Consider the following 18,598-nt stretch of genomic DNA (forward strand, 5'->3'; position numbering starts at 1 on the left):
CATAGCGGTCGAAGAGCTGCACGAGGCGCGGGTCGCGGCCGAAGGCTTTCTCGTGGCGCTGGTGCATGGTGCCCAGCAGGCCGAGTTGCGGCAGAGCTGCCACGGCTTTCAGTGTTTCGGGGCTGAAGTAAGTGCCGGCCTTGTGCAGAGATTTATGCAGAAAAGTGCCCGCCGTGGCATCGTACGCTTGGCCAGCGCGGGCCAGAAACTGCGTGACGGCCGCCGCCGGCGTACCCAGCTTTTCTTCCACCTCCACCGCAAATTTTGCCGCCTCTGCCCAGGCTGTGAGCCGCGTGCCGTCGGCAAAGAAGTAGTTGGTGATGGGGTCGAGCCGCTCGTAGCGGAAGTAGTCGGCCGGCTCGCGCTGGGCCAGCCGGAAAATATCGTCCACCAGTTGCGGCAGCGTAAACAACGACGGCCCGGCATCGAACCGGTACCCACCGGGCAGTGCAAACTGGTGCATCTTGCCCCCGAACGTGGCCCCGGCCTCAAATACCGTGACTGGGTGCCCGGCCACCGCCAGCCGCGCCGCCGTGGCCAGCCCCGCAATGCCCGCGCCGATGACGGCCACGGGCTGCCGGGAAGGAGAGATTTTGGCTTTCTTTTTAAACACTGGACTGCTAACCGCCGCAGCGGGGGGAGAAGTTTAGCCGAAGTGGCCAAAAATAAAACGGCGCTCCGGCGCAGACGTTTTTTGTCCACGCCGGAGCGCCGCTTTATTGCTAAAATAGGCTATTCCACCGCCAGCACCAGCCCTTTCAGGTAAGCGCCTTCCGGGTGGAACAAGCTCACCGGATGGTCGGCAGGCTGGGTGAGGCGGTGCAGGATGCGCGCCGGCCGGCCCGCCTCGATGGCTGCTGCCAGCACCGCGCCCTCAAACAATTCGGGGCTCACGACTTGCGAACACGAGAACGTAAACAGCAGCCCGCCGGGCGCGAGGTGCGCTATACCGGCCGCGTTCAGGCGCTTGTAGCCCATCAAGGCCGCGTGGCGGGCCCCCATGTGCTTGGCGAAAGCGGGCGGGTCGAGCACCAGCAAATCGTACTGAGCCGAGTGGTTTTTGAGGAAGCCCAGCACGTCGTCGGGGTAAGCGGCGTGGCGGTTGGCATGGTTCGATAGCTCGGCGTTGCGCTCGGTGAGGGCAATGGCTTTCTTGCTCGAATCGACGGAGTGAACCAGCTCAGCGCCAGCTTCCAAAGCATAAACGGAGAAGCCGCCAGTGTAGCAGAATGTGTTGAGAACCTTACGGCCGGGCGAGTAACGGGCCAGCAGGGCGCGGTTGTCGCGCTGGTCGATGAAGAAGCCGGTTTTCTGGCCGGTTTCCCAATCCACGGCAAACTGGTGGCCGTTTTCGGTCACCACGTGCTCGGTGCCCGAGCTTTCGCCGAACAGGTAACCGTTTTGGGCATCGGGCACGGCGTTGCCGGGCACGGTTTCGGCGCTCTTATCGTAAATGGCGCGCAGCTTATCGCCGAACACCACTTGCAGCGCGGCCGCGATTTCGGGCCGGGCGCGGTACATGCCCACGCTGTGGGCCTGCACCACGGCGGTGTCGCCATACACGTCGATGATGAGGCCGGGCAGGCCGTCGCCCTCGGCGTGCACTAGGCGGAATACGTTGGTATCGGCCGTGCCGGTCAGGGCCAGGCGCTGGCGCAGGCGGTAGGCATTGCCCAGCTTGTCTTCCCAATATTTTGCCGTTGGCAATTCGGATTCGGGGCCGAAATCCAGCATTCGCACGGCAATGGAGCCGCCGCTGGAGAAGTGGCCCACGCCCAGCAGCTCGCCGTTGATGGCTTCGACGCGCACGGGCTCGCCCTCGCGGGGCTCGCCCAATACGCGGGCAATGGCCCCCGAGAACACCCAAGGGTGGCGGCGGCGCAGGCTGTGGTCTTTTCCGTTTTTGAGGACGATGGTGGCGGGGTTCAGCATAGTGTGCAAAGGTACGGCCCCGCGCCGGGCCGGCTTGTCCCACCTACTTGAACCAGCGCCGGTAAATGGGCCGTCGCCAAGCAAACTGCGCCCACATGGCCGGGTATATCACCACATCGAGCAGGCGCGAAGCCGTGCGGTATTCCAGCGCATCCACAATCACGCTGCCACCATTGGGGTCGGGCTGAACAAGGTGACGGTGCCGCCAGAACTGCAGCGGCGGCGGCAGAATCTGGCCTTCATCCACGAAAAAATGGGTGCCGTCGGGCTGCACGCCATCGTCCACAATCAGCGAAGTCCAGGGCAGACGCTTCACCAACGTATCGAGCTCAATTTCAACCCGGTTGCCGGTGCGGCAGCCATCGAAACGTAGCAGCCGCAGCCTCGGAAACGGCGGGGCCAGAGCCACAAATAACTCGCGGGTGAAGCCGGCCATGACCGCGGCCGGAGACTGAGAAACGGCGGTGCGGAGGGTGACGTGCATGGGTTGCTAACCCCAGCCGCAGGCAATTGTTGGCCGAGCCCTATTGATAATCACGCAAGCAGGCATCGGTGTACCTGCAAGAGGGAATTTGCCGTTGAACTCAGCTATTTTATCCCAACAACTCCTCAATATCCTCGCGGGTGAGGTGCTTAATCACAGCTTCGTCGGTGGCGATGAGCTCGCTCACCAAGGCCAGTTTGCGGCGTTGCAGAGCTAGGATTTTCTCCTCTACCGTGCCCTGGGTGATGAACTTGTAGGTGAACACCGGACGCTGCTGGCCGATGCGGTGGGCACGGTCCACGGCCTGGGCTTCCACGGCGGGGTTCCACCACGGGTCGAGGATGAAGACGTAGTCGGCGGCGGTGAGGTTGAGGCCTACGCCGCCAGCTTTGAGGCTGATGAGGAAGATTTTCAAGTCCTCCGTTTCCTGAAAGCGCGCTACTTCGGCGGGCCGGTCGCGGGTCGCGCCGTCGAGGTAGGCGTAGGGCATCTGACGCTCATCGAGTGCGGCGCGTACCAGGGATAGGTGTTGGACGAACTGGCTAAATACCAATACCTTGTGTCCTTCGGCCACCACGTTGCGAATCATGCGCAGCACTTCGCGTAGCTTGCCCGATTCGTGGGTGTAGTTTTCGTCGGCTAGGCGCGGGTGGTTAGCAATTTGGCGCAGGCGCGTGAGGCCCTGCAACAGCAGAAACTGCGTGCTGGCCGGGCCGTGTTCGTCGAGGTTGCGCAGGATTTTGTTGCGGTAGAAGCTCTTGGTTTCCTCGTAGGCATGGGCCTGCTCGTCCGTCATCTGGCAGTAGCTGAGCTGCTCCGTTTTAGCGGGCAGTTCTTTAGCTACCTGGGCTTTGTGGCGACGCAGAATGAACGGCTTGATGAGCGCGTGCAGGCGGCGGGTGCGGCCTTCGTCCTGGTCTTTCTCAATGGGCTTGAGGAATTCCTTGCGGAAAAACGCCTGCGTGCCCAGCAAGCCCGGGTTGATAAAGGACATCTGCGACCATAAGTCCATCGTGCTGTTCTCCACCGGCGTGCCCGTGAGGATGAGCCGGTGCTTGGAATGCAACTGCCGCACGGCCTGCGAGGTGGTGCTCGACGGGTTTTTGATGGCCTGCGACTCGTCCAGAATCACGTAGTCGAACTTGTAGCCGGCCAACAGCTCAGTATCGAGACGCACGATGCCGTAGCTGGTCAGCACCACGTCGTAGTCGGCGAAACGGTCGGGGTTTTTGTCGCGGTAAGTGCCGGTGTAGGCCAGCACGCGCAGCTCGGGCGTGAACTTCTGGGCCTCATTCAGCCAGTTGAAAACCAGTGAAGTAGGAAGCACCAACAGCGACGCAGCCCCTTGCGCCTCCCCGCTTTCGCGGCGATGCTGGAGCATGGCCAGCGTCTGAATGGTTTTGCCAAGCCCCATATCGTCGGCCAGGCAGCCGCCGAAATGGTAGTCCTGTACGAAGCGCAGCCAGTTGTAGCCCGCCTTCTGATAGGGGCGCAGTTCGCCTAGAAAACCTACGGGCAGCGGATGGTCTTCCACTTCGGCAAAGTCGCGCAGCTTTTCCAGCTTGCGGCCCATGCGCACGGTGGCCAACTCATTGCTTTGCAGGTCGGCTACTAAGGCGAGGTGGTGGCGACGCAGGTTAAGGCCGTCCTCGGTTTCTTCGCCGAAGGCAAACAGCTCCAGATAGTCCGTAAACCACTCGTCGGGGATGATGGCAATCTGGCCGTTGGGCAGCTTGAACTCGCGCCGACGTTGCAGAATGTGCCCCCGCAGCCGGATAAATGGCACTTCGATATCACCAAAGCGCACCGTGCCGCGCACGTCGAACCAGTCGCCCGCTTCCTGAATGCCCACCTGCACGCTGGTGGGACCGATAAAGTAATTTTTGGTGGCCGTAGCAGCGGCTTCTACTGTGTAGCCTAGCTCCGTAAGAGCAGGGGAATTATCGTGCAGCCACTTGAAGGCCTCGGCTTTGGGCAGGGAGGCGTGGCCATTGGCCACCACGAGGCGGCGCGCCTGGAGCTCTTCCACAGTGGCTTGCTCCTGCTCGGGGCTGCGTAGCAATCGGTGAAAAACGTAGCTGTCGGCCGTTTTTTCGAGGTGCACGCTCACGGGCTTGCTGGTGCCCAGCGGCATGAGGTGCGGGCCGTAGCGGAAGCTCAGCTCGAAGTGAATCTGTTCGGTTTCAGCCCCGGTGAGGAGGGGCGCGATGGGCTTGGGCAGCGGGATGCGACCCCGGCGCGGCGGGCCGGGCGGGCGCACGGGCGCTTCGGGCGCGGGCAGGACGGGTTGAGCGTCGCTGAATGTGAGCCGGGGCCGCGCCACGTAGCGCTCCGAGCGGATATCGAAACCCCGGGCGTGTACCTCGAAGGCCTCCATGAGCGGAGCCACAAATTTCTGGAAATAGCTTTCCTCCACCTGCCGGGGCACCACGATGAATTTCTTCTTCAAAAACGGCAGGAGCTTCTTGCCATCAACTTCGGTACGGAAGGTGTAGAGCAGGTCGTTGAGCAGCAGCCAGGCCGGTTGCAGGCACACCAATACCGCATCTTTGTATTGAAAATCAAGCTTCTGTCCCTGGTATTGGATGGTGGGGAAGTAGTGAGTGCCTTCCTCGTTGCGGCGGAAGTGGAACAGGATGGACGCCTTGGCCGGGGCCATGCCGATTTCCTTCCAGGTCGGCTCGCCATCACGGCCCATGATGAACACCTGCTTGCCCGCCAGCCGCGCCAGAATGCCGGCCATGCGGGTCTGCACGTACTTGGAAATGAGCTCCTGAAGCGGTTTGTCGCCCTTTTCAGCGTTGTAGGTCTTGAGGAAAAACTCGGCTGTAGCGATTTTGCGGGGCCAGAATTCTTTCACCACCGCTTCCTGCTGAATCTGGTCGCAGAGTTCTACCAACTCAAAGTCGGTAGCATCAAGACCGGCCGCGAACTCATGGGCATTTTTCCCCGAAACGGTCTGGTGCTGAAGCGTTAGCTGACCGCGTGGGCCAAGCTGGACCACGTAGGCCGCGAACAAGTGGCCCAGGAACTCGTGTTCGAAGAGCGAGTAGACGATTTGAAATGGTTCTGCGGTAGATACTTTCATAGCCGGGCACGCGGAAGGCGCAAGGTAGGGCAGAAAGCGGAAATTGGTGTAGTCGAGCTTTGCTGCCAGGGACGAATGCCCGGTCCTTACGGCAGAAAAAGCTCAACGATAACCCAAAAGTCGATAAACGCTATAAATTCTCGCGCAAGTCCAACTTGCTAGCATTCAGGGCGGGGCGAATACTTACGGCCAAGGTGATGACGATAATGGACACGCAGGTAAAAATTAGGTCCGAAGCCTGCATTTTTACGGGGTAAGCGTCCACCACGCTCGTGGCCATGCCCATGCTCACGAAACCAAACCGCTGCTGGAGCCAGCAGAGCGTGACCCCCAGAATGAGCCCGGTGGCCGCGCCCACCAGCGCCACAATGGCCCCCACGTACAGGAACGTGCGCCGTACCGTCTTCTGACTCGCGCCCATGGCAAGCAGCACCGAGATGTCCTTTTTCTTATCGATGACCAGCATCGAGAGCGAGAAAAAGATGTTGAGCGAGGCGATGAGCAGAATGAGCGTGAACGTGATGAACACGAACAGCTTCTCCACTTTGATGGCCTTGAACAGGCTGACGTGCTGCTCGTCGGAATCCTGCACTTTGAAATCCGGCCCGAGGAGGTTGCGGAGTTCGCCTTTCACCTTTTCGATTTCGAAGCTCTGGCCCACCTTCACATAGAGGGCCGTGCGGCGCGTGCCGTAGCCCAGCAGGCGCTGGGCGAAGGTGAGCGGCACGAAAATGTAGCTGTCGTCGATGTGCTGCTCGATGAGGAAAACGCCGCCGGCCGTCAGGTTCTGCTCGTTGAAGGCGTTTTCAGGATTGAAATCGAGGGTTTTTTTGCCGGGCGTGTTGCGCGGGTACAGCAGGCGCATGGGGGCCAGGCGGTTGTTGAGCGTGATGCTGAGTTCGTGCTGCACGCCCGCGCCCACCAGGGCCAGTTCCAGGCTGTCGCGGCGGAGGCGGTGGTCGCCCTCGCGGATGTTGGCATCAATCTGGCTCTGGCCGAAGTAGTTATCCGAAAGGCCGCGCATTTTTACCACCATCTGGCGGTCGTGGTATTGTAGCAGGGCGTTGTCCTCAATCACCTCCGTGAGCAGGGCCACGCCGGGCGTGTTTTCCAGCTTCATCAGGAAGGTGCGGTCCACGTCGAAGGCCTTGCCTTTGGTGGCCGAGATGACGAGGTTGGGGTCCGACTTGCCGTAGAGCGTGCGCACCAAGTCCTCCAGCCCGTTGAACACCGACAGCACGATAATCAGCGCCATGGTGCCCACCGCCACCCCAATCATCGAAATGTTGGAGATGATGGTGATGATGTTGCGCTTGTTCTTGGAACGGAAATAGCGCCGGGCAATGAGGATAGGTACGTTCATAAATCACGGAATCGTCGGGTAGCTCACGGATTATCCGGATGGGACGACGATTCCTGCGTGGGTTTTATCGGGGCGCTTTACGGCGTTAGCGTTCGGAAAGCTAAGGCAAAATGCGGGTTAAATGGTAACGACTACAATTTCAGGTGATTTGCCTGCTCAGGTAGCAGCTTACTTCCAGGCCTTCACGATGAGGCCGGTGCCGGAGTCGTGCGTGCTGCGGGCGTCGAGCCAGTTCAGCAACAGGCAAAACGGGAACACCACGGCGTAGTAGAACGGCAGCAGGATGAAAAAGGCGCGCGACTTGCCCAGCATCAGAATGGGGTATTTCATGCTCAGGCGCCACGAAATCTGGCCCGGCTCGCCGTAGCTGTAGCGGGCCTCGATGCGCTCAAAACCGGCGGTGCGCAGCTTCTGCTGAATCTCGCGGATGTTGTAGCCGTCGCGCACGTGCTCTTCGATGAAGCTCGTTTCGCCGTCGTCGTGCACGTCGGAGCCGCCCTGGTCGCTGGGGGTCGAAATGAGCAGCATGCCGCCGTCTTTCAGCGACGCGTGGATGTTGCGGAACACTTCCACATCTTCCAGAATGTGCTCCATCACATCAACGGACAGGGCCAGGTCGAAGGAATTGGGTTCCTGATACAGCACCAAATCCTGCACGGCAAACTGCACGTTCTTGCGGCCAATCTGGCGGAAAAACTGGTTGGAATCGGCCACCTGGTCGTCTTTCACGTCTACGGCCAGGATGTTCCATTTCGCGCTCAGCCCGCTCAGCCAGTAGGTATACTGGCCGTAGCCGGAGCCGGCATCGAGGATGTGCAGGGGTTCCTGGGTGCGGCCTTTGGCCCAGCGGCGCAGCTCCCGGTGCACGTGCCAGGTGCGCAACAGCAGCAAATCGAGCAGGTGATAAAACAGCCGGCGCAGCCACGGCGTGCGATTGAATACCTGGCCGAGCGTCTTCTTAATAGGGTCGTAGTACAAGGGGAATTCTGAATTCTGACTTACAAATTATGAATTCAACGACAGGCTTATTGGTCGTCTTTGGGGTTGAACAGGCGCGGGCGGGCGGGCTTGTCGTCGTCCTCCGAAGTGTCTTCCTTCGGCGCGTCCGGAATGTAGAGTGTGCCGAGCACTTGGTCCATGTGGGCGGCGTAGGCGGCGCTGTCGTCGTGGAAAAACACGAGTTCGGGCACCACGCGGGCCGTTTTGCGGATGCGCTTGGCCAGGGCGTGGCGGATTTCCTTGGCGTTATCCTTAATAATTTCGATGCGCTCGTTGGCATCGTTGCCCAGCAGCAGGCTGAGGTACACGCGAGCCTGTCCCAGGTCGGGCGTCACCTTCACCATGCTGATGCTGGGGGCCAGCCCGCCGCCGAACAGGTGTGGTAAGTCGCGCTGCAATACGGCCGCAAGCTCCTGTTGCAGGAGGCTGGCCATTTTTTGTTGTCGTTTGCTATCCATAATGACTGGCAAAGGTACGAGGTGTTTTTAAGGGCGTGAGGGTAAGAGGGTGTGAGGGTAGGAGGTATAGAAAAAGAATAGGCGGCAGCGTTGGGGGCGCACAATACCTTTGCGCTGTCTTCAGGCCCCGCCCACTCATCCCCTCATACCCTAACGAGTGCTCCGCTTTTTCAAAAGCTCGTTGCCCACGCAACTGCTGGCTCTGGTGCTGCTGGTGCTGGCCCTGCGCCTGCCGCTGCTCTGGTTCGGCCTGCCCCTGACGGCCGCCGAGCTGCGGGCCCTGCTGGTGGGCGAGCGGCTGCACGGCGGGGCCATGCCCTACCGCGACCTCTACGACGGTACCGCGCCGCTGGCCGCCGCCACCTTCGCCGCCCTCGATGCCGTGCTGGCGCGCCCCGTGTGGCTCTACCGCATGGTGGCGCTGGGGTTGCTGTTCATCCAAGGCCTGCGCCTGAACCTGGTGTTCAACCGCTACGACGTGCACCCTGAGCGCGGCTATGTGGCGGCCCTCACCTACCTGCTGGTGGGCAGCGTGAGCACCGATTTGGATGCGCTCTCGCCGCTGCTGCTGGGCAATACCTTCATCGTGTTTTCGCTGAGCGCGCTGCTGCCCACCTCCCGCGAGGGCTACGACAACCGCCGTCTGTTCCGGGCCGGGTTTCTCATTGGCTTGGGGGCGCTGTGCTACCTGCCGCTGAGCTTGTTTGTGATAGTGGGGCTGTTTGCGGTGGTGATTTTCGCGGCCAATTCCTTTCGTAGCTCGCTACTGCTGCTGTGCGGGTTTTTCTTCCCGTATGCGCTGGTGGCCACCTTTTTCTTTTATACCGATGCCCTGCCGGGCTTCGTGCAGTTCCACTTGCAGCCGGGCCTCACGGACCTCATTGCCAGCGGCCTGCCCGCCGGCCTGCAACTGCGCCTGCTGATTGTGCCCGTGCTGGTGCTGGTGCTGGCGTTGCTGCGGTCGCTGGGCACATCGCTGGGCCTAGTGTTCCAAATAAAGTTCCGCCAGATGATGCTGGTGTGGCTGGCCGTGGCCGCCGTGGCTGCCGCCGTGGAGCGCGGCGCGGCTCCTGGGGCGCTGGTGCTGCTGCTGCCGCCGGTGGCCTATTTCAGCCTGTTTCTGTGGCAGCGCTACCGCCAAAGCTGGCTGCTGGAGCTGTTGCTGCTGCTCATCATCAACGCCGTGGTGGTGCTGCGCTACCGCGCCCAGGTGCCGCGCCTCGAAAGCCTGCTGCACATGCCCGCCGAAAGCCGTTTCGGTCTGGAGCCCGACCCGCGCTACGCCGCCCTGCGCGGCCAGACGCTACTAATCCTCGGCCCCGACGACCGGGCTTATTTCAACAACCACCCCGCCACGCCCTACCTCGACTGGGCCCTGTCGCAAGTCGATTTCGGCCACCTCAACGAGTACGCTGCCGTGGTGCGCGTGGCCCAGAAAATGGGCCCCACGCCGCCCGCCTACCTGCTCGACCAAAGCCGCGTGGTGCCCCGCCTCCAACAGCTGCTGCCCAATATCTTCAGCGCCTACGAACCGACAAGCACGCCCGGCTTGTACAAGCGGAAGTAGGACCTACACCCAGCACCACGCCTTGGTGCGCCGCTCCGTGGGCAGGCTACGCAGAAAAGTGGCCAACGGCTCCAAATCGGTAAGTAATGCGGTAAGTATAATGGCACGGCCGTCGCGCAGGTGCAGCGTCAGGTAATCATATTTTGCCCAGAAGGTGCGGCGGGCACTACATGTCACACGCTCTACGCGGGCTAAATCGCGCCACTCAAACGGCACCCGTTGCCCGGCTTCATACACTTCAAACCGATTATCAACGGGCTGAAAAGCCAGCGTGGTTTCCCGATTCAGAATCCAGTAGCGCAGGTGCAGCAGCAGCGCCGGTCCACTTAGGGCCAGCGTAAAGAGCATAAATCCCGCCGTGAGCAGCCACTCAAAGGCGCTGACTTCGGCTCCACCCATGGCCACGGCGGGCAGTACGCTCAGCCCCGCGCCCAGCGCCAGCAGCGGCCAGAAGAGCAGCCGCAGCTGCCGCGCCGCCGTGGTCTGGTACACGTGGGTACGCTTTGAGAACAGCCCCGTGACCCAGCGCGCCGCCCCCAGCACCAGAAAAATGACCACGGCCGCTTCAATCAGCGGGCGGAAGAAAGAGGTTTTCATGCCTGAAAAGCCAGCTCCACGCTAGGCTTGCACCTGTACCCAGGCCTCGCCATCGGTGTGCGTCCGCAGGTGGCCGAAGCTCTCCAGCGCCAGCCCGTGCTTGGCAAAAACAGCCTCCACGGCCGCCCGCCCGGCGGGCTCCACGCACACCAGCAGGCCGCCCGAAGTCTGCGGGTCGCACAGCCACGCCCGCTGCTCGTCCGTTACCGGCCCGATTTTGTGGCCGTAGCTGGCCCAGTTGCGGCCGGTGCCGCCAGGCACGCTGCCCTGCTTCAAATAGCTTTCAGCCGCAGCGATGCGCGGCACTTTGCTGAAGTCAATTTCCGCCGTCAGGTGGCTGCCTTCGCACACTTCGGCCAAGTGCCCGAGCAGGCCGAAGCCCGTCACGTCCGTCAGGGCCGTCACGGCGGGCAGCTTGCTCAGCTCCGCCCCAATCTTATTGAGCTGCATCATCTGAGCCGGCGCAATGTTGGCATCCTCATCCCGCAGAATGCCCTTTTTCTGGGCTGTCGTCATGATGCCCACGCCCAGCGGCTTGGTCAGGAATAATTCCGAACCCGCCGTAGCCGTGTCGTTCTGCTTCAGGTCTTTGATGTCGACCATGCCCGTCACCGCCAGCCCAAAAATGGGCTCCGGCGAGTCGATGCTGTGCCCGCCCGCCAGCGGAATCCCGGCCTCGGCGCAGATGCTGCGGGCACCTTCCAGCACGCGGCGCGCCACCTCGGGCGGCAGCTTATCCACCGGCCAGCCCAGCACGGCGATGGCCAGCAGCGGCCGCCCGCCCATGGCGTACACATCCGAAATAGCATTGGCCGAGGCAATGCGCCCGAAATCGTACGCATCATCCACGATGGGCATGAAAAAGTCAGTAGTCGAAATCACCGCCTGTCCGCCGCCGATATCATATACGGCCGCGTCGTCGCGGCTGGCATTGCCCACCAACAGCTTCTCGTGCTGAGGCTGCGCAATGCTGGTGTGCAGCATTTGGTCGAGCACGGCTGGCGCGATTTTGCAGCCGCAGCCCGCACCGTGGCTGTATTGGGTGAGCTTGTATTCCATGATATTTCAGGTTGGGGTGGGTACAAAAGTATGTAGCGTGGACTCTGTGAGTCCGCGTGTGGAACGCCCCACACGCGGACTCACAGAGTCCACGCTACGATTCATGCAAACAATTCTACTTAATAGCCACCGGCAATTCCACATTTTCCCAGCGCAGCACCAACGCCTTAGGCGTTACCTCATACACTAGGCGCTCGGTCACGGCTGCCGTTTTGCGGGGCGTCACCATCACGCGCAGGGCGTCCTGCTTCTCATCGTACTTGAATGCACCCCACTGGTTCGGCACCTTGTTAAAGATGACTGTCCACTGGCCACTCTCCGCCGGAATCACAAAGAAGCCGTACTTGCCCGCCGGCAGCGGCTTGCCTTCTACTGTCACCGCCTTGCTGAATTCGACCGTGGTAGCCTCATTAGCCCCGGCGCGCCACACTTTGCCATAAGGCTCCAGCCCGCCGAAAATCTTGCGGCCCTTTACCCCCGGGCTACTATAGTTCACCGTCACATCGGCTGCGCCAATCTTGCCGGTAGCCGTAGCCGCCGGGCTTGGCTTCACCGCATCCTTAGCAGGAGCATGCATAGTAGTGGGCGTCGTCTGGGCATAAGCAGTCGTGCTGGCCAACGCCAGCGTCAGGCCGAAAGCGGCAGTGCGAAGAGTCGTGAAGGATTTCATGGGAATTTGGCGTTGAAAATGAGAGTGAATTGGGTCGTGAAGTTCGGTCGTCGACTCGCAAACTCCGCATCAGCCACTGAGGTTTACCAAAGACACTGATTGCCGCCAGAGTTGCAGAAGTTATTTCAACCCCTAAACGCGTCAGGCTCCCCTCTCCCCAAGGAGAGGGGTTGGGGGTGAGGTTCTGCCGCTTGCACCGTTGCTGCGGCCGCACTCGTTCCATATTGCATTCGGCCCCCAATTGTCGTACCTTTGCCCCGAAGTTGGTATTCAATCTGATAAAGAGGGGACGCGCAGTCCCCTCTTTTTTTGCCCGCTTGTTTCAAAAACTATGCACTTCGACCGCAACCTGCTGCTGGAAATGCTCCACGACGCCATCGGCGAAGAGGAGCTGTTCATCGTGAGCCTCACCGTGTCCGATTCGGTGCTGCCCAAGGTCACCGTCACTCTCGACGGCCCCAACGGCCTCGCCATTCAGGCCTGCGCTACCATCAGCCGCCGCCTGGCCCGCCGCATCGACGAGCACTACGGCGAAGAATCCGCGTATTCCCTGGAAGTCACCAGCCCCGGTGCCGACCAACCCCTCACCGACCCGCGCCAGTACCCGCGCCACATCGGCCGCTCGCTGGCCCTGAAACTGGCCGACGGCACCGAAAAAACCGGCACCCTCACTGCCGCCACCGCCGAAGGCGTAGAAATCGAGGAAGTCATCAAACAAAAAACCAAGAAAACCACCCTGCCCGCCGCATTCTATCCCTTCGGGGACATTACAGAGGCCAAGGTTGTTATCTCTTTCAAATAAATACAGTTCTGCCTCTTATGAACAGCCACGAACTCATTGAATCCTTCGGCGAATTTGCCCGGAGCAAGAACATCGACCGGCCCACGATGATGAGCATCCTGGACGACGTGTTTCGCACCATGATTCGCAAGAAGTACGACCAGGACGAAAACTTCGACGTCATCATCAACCCCGACAACGGTGACCTCGAAATCTGGCGCAACCGCGAAATCGTGGACGATAACTCGGAGGATATCTGGGACCACGATAAAATTCCGCTGGCCGAAGCTCAGAAAATCGAGCCCGACTTCGAGGTTGGCGAATCCGTAGCCGAAGGCGTGAAGCTGGAGGATTTCGGCCGCCGCGCCGTGCTCATGGCCCGCCAAACGCTGATTCAGCGCGTGAAAGACCTCGAGCGCGACAACCTGTACCAGAAATACAAGGACCAGGTGGGCGAAATCGTGACTGGCGAAGTGTACCAGGTGTGGAGCCGCGAGGCCCTCATCATGGACAAAGACGACAACGAGCTGGTGATGCCGAAAGGCGAGCAAATCCCCAAAGACCGTTTCCGCAAAGGCGACACCGTGCGCGCTGTAGTTCACCGCGTTGAGGTGATTAACGGCACGCCGAAAATCATCCTTTCCCGCGCAGCCCCCGCTTTCCTCGAGCGTTTGTTCGAACTGGAAGTGCCCGAGATTTACGATGGCCTCATCGTTATCAAAAACGTGGTGCGCGAGCCCGGCGAGCGCGCCAAAGTAGCCGTCGAAAGCTACGATGAGCGCATCGACCCTGTGGGTGCCTGCGTGGGCATGAAGGGCAGCCGCATCCACCCGGTGGTGCGCGAGCTGGAAAATGAGAATATCGACATTATCAATTACACGGATAACTTAGAGCTTTATATTGCGCGGGCACTATCGCCGGCCAAAGTAGGTTCTATGAAGATAAACCAGGAGAACGGCCGGGTTTCCGTGTTCATGAAACCTGACCAAGTAAGCCTGGCCATCGGCCGCGGCGGTGCCAACATCAAGCTGGCCAGCCGCTTGGTGGGCATGGAAATCGACGTATTCCGCGAAGCCATCGACTACGAGGAAGACATTTCGCTGGACGAGTTCCAGGACGAAATCGAGCCTTGGGTACTGGCCGAATTGAAAAAAATCGGTCTGGACACCGGCCGCGCCGTACTAGCTGTGAAGAAAGACGACATCGTGCGCCGCACGGAGTTGGAAGAGGAAATGGTGGACGATGTGTACCGCATTATCCGCCAAGAATTTGCCGACGACGAAGACCTCGACGAGAACTCGCTGGAAACGGCTAAAAACCGCGTTGCCGCTGGCAAAACGGACGATGCGACCGCCGAAGAAGCGGCCGTAACCCACGCCTCGGCTACCGAAACCGCTCCCGAGCATACCCCCTTGGAAACCGAAGTGACCAACGAAAACGAACCAACGACTGAGGAAGCGGGCGCGAGCTCTCCCGCCGAGCCAGCCCAATGACGGCCGCGCGGCCGGTACGGCAAGGGTAACAAATCGGGCCAGTAGGCACGGTTTGCACCCTGCTGGCAAGATTTAATGTAATACCTTTGCACTTAGAAGCGTATCGTTACGCGAGAAAAGATAAATGGCGGAAGCAACCCCGAAACGGCTACAACAGGCGGCCAAAGACCTGAATATTGGAATGGACAGGGTGGTAGAAGCCCTGGCCAAGAAAGGTATACAAGTAGAGAACAAGCCGACCACGAAGCTCACCGGTGAGCAAGTGGCCTCGCTGGAGAAGGAATTCGCGGCCTCTGCCCACGACCGTCAAGAAGCCCAGAAAGTCATTCAGGCCAAGCGCCAGAGCGACCTCGATGCGGCTCCAAAACCTGCTGCCCCAGCCCCGCGCCATGCGCCGGTGGCTACGCCCGCACCGGCTCCCAAGCCGGCCGCGCCGGTGGCACCCGTGGCCGCCGCTCCGGTGGCTGCTGCCCCAGCCCCGGCTGCTCCGGTAGCCCCCGCGGCTCCCGTTGCCGCCGCTCCGGCACCCACGCCAGCTCCCGAAGCACCCAGCGTGCCCGGCCTGAAAGTGCTGGGTAAAATCGAGCTGGACAGCAAAGGCCGCGTGGTTCCGCCCCGGCCGGTGGCTGCCGCTCCGGTAGCTCCAGCCCCGGTGGCTGCCGCTCCGACACCCGCACCCGCTCCGGCTCCCGTAGCAGCGAAAGTGGAAGCCCCAGTGGCTCCTGCTCCTAAAGTAGAATCTCCGGCTGCCTCGGCCCCGGTTGCCGCCCCGACTCCCGTAGCCCAGCCCGTAGCGAAAGCTGAGCCGGTGGCTCCGGCCCCAGTGGCTGCTGCTCCGGCCGCGCCTGTTGCTCCGGTAACTCCTCCGGCTGCTGCCGCTGCTACTCCCGTAGCCGCTGCTCCTGCTGAACCAGCCGCTACGCCCGAAGACACCAGCACTATCGTGGCCAAGTCAGACACGCTGAAAGGTCTGACTGTATTGGGCAAGATTGACTTGTCGTCCATCAACAATGACCGGCGTGGGCCGGGTGGCCGTGGTCCCCGCCCCATTGCTTCGTCGGATGTGAGCAAGCGCGGTTTGCCCGCTGGCCCTGGCCAGAAAAAGCGCACGCGCCTGCCCGGCCCTCCCGGCAGCACCACCTCGCCTCCCAGCCCCGGCTATCAGGGCAACCGCCCTGCTGGCGCTCCCGGCCAGGGTGGTGGCTACCAGGGCAACCGTCCCAACGGTGGCCCCGGCGGCAACCGTCCCGGTGGTCCCCAGCGTCCCGGCCAGAATACGGCTCCCAAGCCTAATGCACCCGCACTCACCCCTGAGCAGGCTGAAAAGCAGATTCAGGAGCAGATTAAGGCCACGTTGGCCAAGCTCGGTGGCAATAAGGGCGGCAATAATCAGAACCGCGCCAAGTACCGCCGCGACAAGCGCAGCATGCTGGCGGAGGACCGCGAGGCCCTGCGTGCACAGAACGAGCTCGACGCCAAGACCCTCAAGCTCACCGAATTCATCTCGGCCAATGATTTGGCTTCGCTGATGGATGTGAACGTGAACGAGGTGATTAAGGTGTGTCTGGGCATGGGCATGTTCGTGTCCATCAACCAGCGCCTTGATGCTGAAGCCATCACCGTGATTGCCGACGAATTTGGCTTTGACGTGGAATTCCTGTCGGCTGAAGAAGAGGAGATTGATGTGGATGCCGGCGATGCTGAGGAAGACCTCAAGCCCCGCGCCCCCATCGTGACCATCATGGGCCACGTCGACCACGGCAAAACGTCGCTGCTTGACTACATCCGCGATGCGAGTGTGGCCAAAGGCGAAGCCGGTGGTATCACCCAGCACATTGGTGCTTATGAGGTTCGCACCAAATCAGGTCAGCCTATCACGTTCCTTGATACGCCTGGTCACGAAGCCTTTACGGCTATGCGTGCCCGTGGTGCCAAGGTGACGGACATTGCCATCATCGTGGTGGCGGCTGACGACTCGGTGATGCCGCAGACGAAGGAAGCCATCAACCACGCGCAAGCGGCTGGGGTGCCGATTATCATCGCCCTCAACAAGATTGACAAGCCCACCGCTAACCCCGAGAAAATCCGCGAGGAGCTTTCCCAGATTAACATTCTGGTGGAAGAATGGGGTGGCAAATACCAGAGCCAGGAGGTTTCGGCCAAATCGGGCATTGGTATAGAAGACCTGCTCGAAAAGGTGCTGCTGGAGGCTGAATTGCTCGACCTGAAAGCCAACCCCGACCGTGGTGCCATCGGCACCGTGATTGAAGCCTCGCTGGACAAAGGCCGTGGCTACGTAACCACCGTGCTGGTGCAAACCGGCACGCTGAACGTGGGCGACGTGATTCTGGCCGGCCCGCACTTTGGTCGCGTGAAGGCCATGACGGACCACCGTGGTAAGAAAATGAAGTCGGCACCGCCCGCAACGCCGGTGCAGGTACTCGGTCTGACCGGGGCCCCGCAGGCCGGCGACCGTATCCAGGTAATGGAGACGGAGCGCGAAGCCCGCGAAATCGCTACCCAGCGTCTGCAACTGGCCCGTGAGCAAACCATCCGGACCAAGAAGCACATCACGCTGGACGAAATTGGTCGCCGTTTGGCAATCGGCTCGTTCAAGGAACTCAACATCCTGGTGAAGGGCGACGTGGACGGCTCGGTGGAAGCACTTTCCGACTCGCTGCTGAAACTGAGCACGCCGGAAGTAAAGGTGAACATCCTATCGAAAGGGGTGGGCGCTATTTCCGAAAGCGACGTGCTTCTGGCTTCGGCTTCTGACGCCATCATTATTGGCTTCCAGGTACGGCCCTCGCAGAGTGCCCGTAAGTTGGCTGAGAATGAGCAGATTGATATCCGCCTGTACTCCATCATTTACAACGCCATCAACGAGGTGAAGGATGCCATGGAAGGCATGCTGGCCCCGACGGTGCAGGAGGTGGTGACGGCCAATGCCGAAGTACGGATGGTGTTCAACATCACCAAAGTGGGCACCATTGCCGGCTGTATGATGACGGAAGGCACCCTGACCCGCAAAACCAAGGTGCGCGTGGTTCGCAATGGCATCGTGATGTACACGGGCGATATCCAGGACCTCAAGCGTTTCAAAGACGACGTGAGCGAGGTGCGCCAGGGCTACGAATGTGGTATCTCCATCAAAGGCTTCAACGAGCTGCAGGAAGGCGATAACATCGAAGGCTTCGAAGAAAAGGAAATCAAGCGTACGCTCTAAGACCACGGATTCGCTCGGATTTTTCGGATTCCACGGATTTTGTGGACGTGTATTGAAAAACAAAAAGGTTTGCCATCCGGCAAGCCTTTTTGTTTTTTGCGTCATTGTTAAACTTTGAAAACAAACGAAAAAGGCTGCCCGATGAGGCAGCCTTTTTTGATATCTGACAACTGAAATCGTCTACAAAATCCGTGGAATCCGAAAAATCCGAGCGAATCCGTGGTCTAGAAAAAGAGAAATCTGTGTTGGCCCTTGTGCTTGTGCACCAACGGCTTACCAGCCGGATTGGAACTGCCCGGGGTATGGCCCGTGCCGCGCTTGCTAACATAGCCGGGCTTGCCGGGGGTGGCTTTAAACTTGCGGACCATGAAGCCGTTGCCGCTGCGGTTGGAGTCGAACTGGCGCTCGGGTCCCCGGGCACCGAAGCTGGTGTTACCGGTGCGGGCTTCGAGGAGCTCAAGCTGCTGGTCGCGCTTCACTTCGTCGGGCGTCATGGCGGCGCGGCGCTGGTTGCGGGCTAATTCCTGGGCGTTGTTGGCCGTGGTGACGCGGGCGCCTTCTTCGCTGGTGGCTTTGCCGGGCATGGGGAATGCCGGCCCGGTTTGGGCGTGGGCCGCTGAGGCAGCTCCAAAACTCAAGCCGCCAAAAAGTGCGGCAACAAACAATATTTTCATGGGGCGCGATGGTGGTGAGGGGAGCAGGATAGCGGCCTAACGATTGAGAGAAGTGGGTGGTTCAATGCAGGTATCCAAAAGGACGGCCTGCGGCGTTAGGCTGCCCCTAAGTTCGCAACTTATTTTGAATCGACCAATTAACCAGCTTGAATAAAATGACTGGTTGAAGCAAAAAAGCGAAAACCGTGGCCTGCCACTCGGTAAACC

Annotated in this window: 14 protein-coding genes and 1 pseudogene; 4 read left to right on the forward strand and 11 right to left on the reverse strand. The window is 60.5% G+C overall.

All coding sequences use genetic code 11. The annotated features are described in order from the left end of the window. The 7 genes from AAFH49_RS14520 to AAFH49_RS14550 form a co-directional block, all read right to left on the reverse strand. The coding region (locus AAFH49_RS14520; RefSeq protein ID WP_342299250.1) for a phytoene desaturase family protein at nt 1-613 on the reverse strand (613 nt) is incomplete at its 3' end. 119 nt (nt 614-732) lie between these two features. Continuing rightward, nucleotides 733-1,929, reverse strand: coding sequence for a class I SAM-dependent rRNA methyltransferase (locus tag AAFH49_RS14525; RefSeq protein WP_425293336.1), 1,197 nt, complete (start codon nt 1,927-1,929; stop codon nt 733-735). Nucleotides 1,930-1,975: 46 nt separating this feature from the next. Next, complete coding sequence (locus tag AAFH49_RS14530; RefSeq protein ID WP_342299252.1) at nt 1,976-2,416, reverse strand: SRPBCC family protein; 441 nt, start codon at nt 2,414-2,416, stop codon at nt 1,976-1,978. A 109-nt stretch (nt 2,417-2,525) separates the two neighbouring features. Then, nucleotides 2,526-5,504 (reverse strand): SNF2-related protein, encoded by a 2,979-nt coding sequence (locus AAFH49_RS14535; RefSeq protein ID WP_342299253.1) that lies wholly within the window; start codon nt 5,502-5,504, stop codon nt 2,526-2,528. Nucleotides 5,505-5,634: 130 nt separating this feature from the next. Continuing rightward, entirely contained in the window at nt 5,635-6,867 is a 1,233-nt protein-coding gene (locus tag AAFH49_RS14540) for an ABC transporter permease (protein WP_342299255.1), read from the reverse strand. 168 nt (nt 6,868-7,035) lie between these two features. Continuing rightward, on the reverse strand, nt 7,036-7,845 hold the full coding sequence (locus AAFH49_RS14545) for a class I SAM-dependent methyltransferase (RefSeq protein ID WP_342299258.1): 810 nt from the start codon (nt 7,843-7,845) through the stop codon (nt 7,036-7,038). Between the two features lie 47 nt (nt 7,846-7,892). Beyond that, complete coding sequence (locus AAFH49_RS14550) at nt 7,893-8,300, reverse strand: ribosome-binding factor A (RefSeq protein ID WP_342299260.1); 408 nt, start codon at nt 8,298-8,300, stop codon at nt 7,893-7,895. Nucleotides 8,301-8,481: 181 nt separating this feature from the next. On the opposite strand from AAFH49_RS14550, the gene AAFH49_RS14555 reads away from it, so the two are divergent. Then, the gene (locus tag AAFH49_RS14555) at nt 8,482-9,891 is read left to right on the forward strand and encodes a hypothetical protein (protein WP_342299262.1); all 1,410 of its coding nucleotides are present in this window, start codon (nt 8,482-8,484) and stop codon (nt 9,889-9,891) included. A gap of 3 nt (nt 9,892-9,894) precedes the next feature. Here the strand turns inward: AAFH49_RS14555 and AAFH49_RS14560 are convergent, their stop codons facing one another. The 3 genes from AAFH49_RS14560 to AAFH49_RS14570 form a co-directional block, all read right to left on the reverse strand. Further along, the gene (locus AAFH49_RS14560) at nt 9,895-10,488 is read right to left on the reverse strand and encodes a PH domain-containing protein (RefSeq protein WP_342299263.1); all 594 of its coding nucleotides are present in this window, start codon (nt 10,486-10,488) and stop codon (nt 9,895-9,897) included. A gap of 21 nt (nt 10,489-10,509) precedes the next feature. Then, nucleotides 10,510-11,547 (reverse strand): selenide, water dikinase SelD, encoded by a 1,038-nt coding sequence (gene selD / locus AAFH49_RS14565; protein WP_342299265.1) that lies wholly within the window; start codon nt 11,545-11,547, stop codon nt 10,510-10,512. A gap of 115 nt (nt 11,548-11,662) precedes the next feature. Next, a complete protein-coding gene (locus tag AAFH49_RS14570) occupies nt 11,663-12,217 on the reverse strand; it encodes a DUF2911 domain-containing protein (RefSeq protein WP_425293334.1) in 555 nt (184 codons plus the stop codon). 331 nt (nt 12,218-12,548) lie between these two features. Here AAFH49_RS14570 and AAFH49_RS14575 point away from each other — a divergent pair, with 331 nt between their 5' ends. The 3 genes and pseudogenes from AAFH49_RS14575 to infB all read left to right on the forward strand — a co-directional run bounded on the left by AAFH49_RS14575 (nt 12,549) and on the right by infB (nt 17,717). Beyond that, nucleotides 12,549-13,019, forward strand: coding sequence for an LSm family protein (locus AAFH49_RS14575; protein WP_342299266.1), 471 nt, complete (start codon nt 12,549-12,551; stop codon nt 13,017-13,019). A gap of 17 nt (nt 13,020-13,036) precedes the next feature. After that, nucleotides 13,037-14,269: pseudogene (gene nusA / locus AAFH49_RS14580) on the forward strand (transcription termination factor NusA); the annotation flags it as partial. A gap of 346 nt (nt 14,270-14,615) precedes the next feature. Beyond that, nucleotides 14,616-17,717: a translation initiation factor IF-2 gene (gene infB, locus AAFH49_RS14585; protein WP_342299267.1), complete on the forward strand. Its 3,102-nt coding sequence runs from the start codon at nt 14,616-14,618 to the stop codon at nt 17,715-17,717. Nucleotides 17,718-17,941: 224 nt separating this feature from the next. Here infB and AAFH49_RS14590 read toward each other — a convergent pair whose 3' ends face one another. Then, nucleotides 17,942-18,391, reverse strand: coding sequence for a hypothetical protein (locus AAFH49_RS14590; protein WP_342299270.1), 450 nt, complete (start codon nt 18,389-18,391; stop codon nt 17,942-17,944). Nucleotides 18,392-18,598 lie beyond the last annotated feature (207 nt).

The sequence above is a fragment of the Hymenobacter segetis genome (genome assembly GCF_038448715.1).
Classification (GTDB): domain Bacteria; phylum Bacteroidota; class Bacteroidia; order Cytophagales; family Hymenobacteraceae; genus Hymenobacter; species Hymenobacter segetis.

Excerpts from the sequence above, each read along its gene's own strand:
- AAFH49_RS14530 (WP_342299252.1), bottom strand. The coding sequence starts at position 2,416 with ATGCACGTCACCCTCCGCACCGCCGTTTCTCAGTCTCCGGCCGCGGTC.
- AAFH49_RS14535 (WP_342299253.1), bottom strand. The coding sequence starts at position 5,504 with ATGAAAGTATCTACCGCAGAACCATTTCAAATCGTCTACTCGCTCTTC.
- AAFH49_RS14540 (WP_342299255.1), bottom strand. The coding sequence starts at position 6,867 with ATGAACGTACCTATCCTCATTGCCCGGCGCTATTTCCGTTCCAAGAAC.
- AAFH49_RS14550 (WP_342299260.1), bottom strand. The coding sequence starts at position 8,300 with ATGGCCAGCCTCCTGCAACAGGAGCTTGCGGCCGTATTGCAGCGCGAC.
- AAFH49_RS14560 (WP_342299263.1), bottom strand. The coding sequence starts at position 10,488 with ATGAAAACCTCTTTCTTCCGCCCGCTGATTGAAGCGGCCGTGGTCATT.
- selD (WP_342299265.1), bottom strand. The coding sequence starts at position 11,547 with ATGGAATACAAGCTCACCCAATACAGCCACGGTGCGGGCTGCGGCTGC.
- AAFH49_RS14570 (WP_425293334.1), bottom strand. The coding sequence starts at position 12,217 with ATGAAATCCTTCACGACTCTTCGCACTGCCGCTTTCGGCCTGACGCTG.
- AAFH49_RS14575 (WP_342299266.1), top strand. The coding sequence starts at position 12,549 with ATGCACTTCGACCGCAACCTGCTGCTGGAAATGCTCCACGACGCCATC.
- infB (WP_342299267.1), top strand. The coding sequence starts at position 14,616 with ATGGCGGAAGCAACCCCGAAACGGCTACAACAGGCGGCCAAAGACCTG.
- AAFH49_RS14590 (WP_342299270.1), bottom strand. The coding sequence starts at position 18,391 with ATGAAAATATTGTTTGTTGCCGCACTTTTTGGCGGCTTGAGTTTTGGA.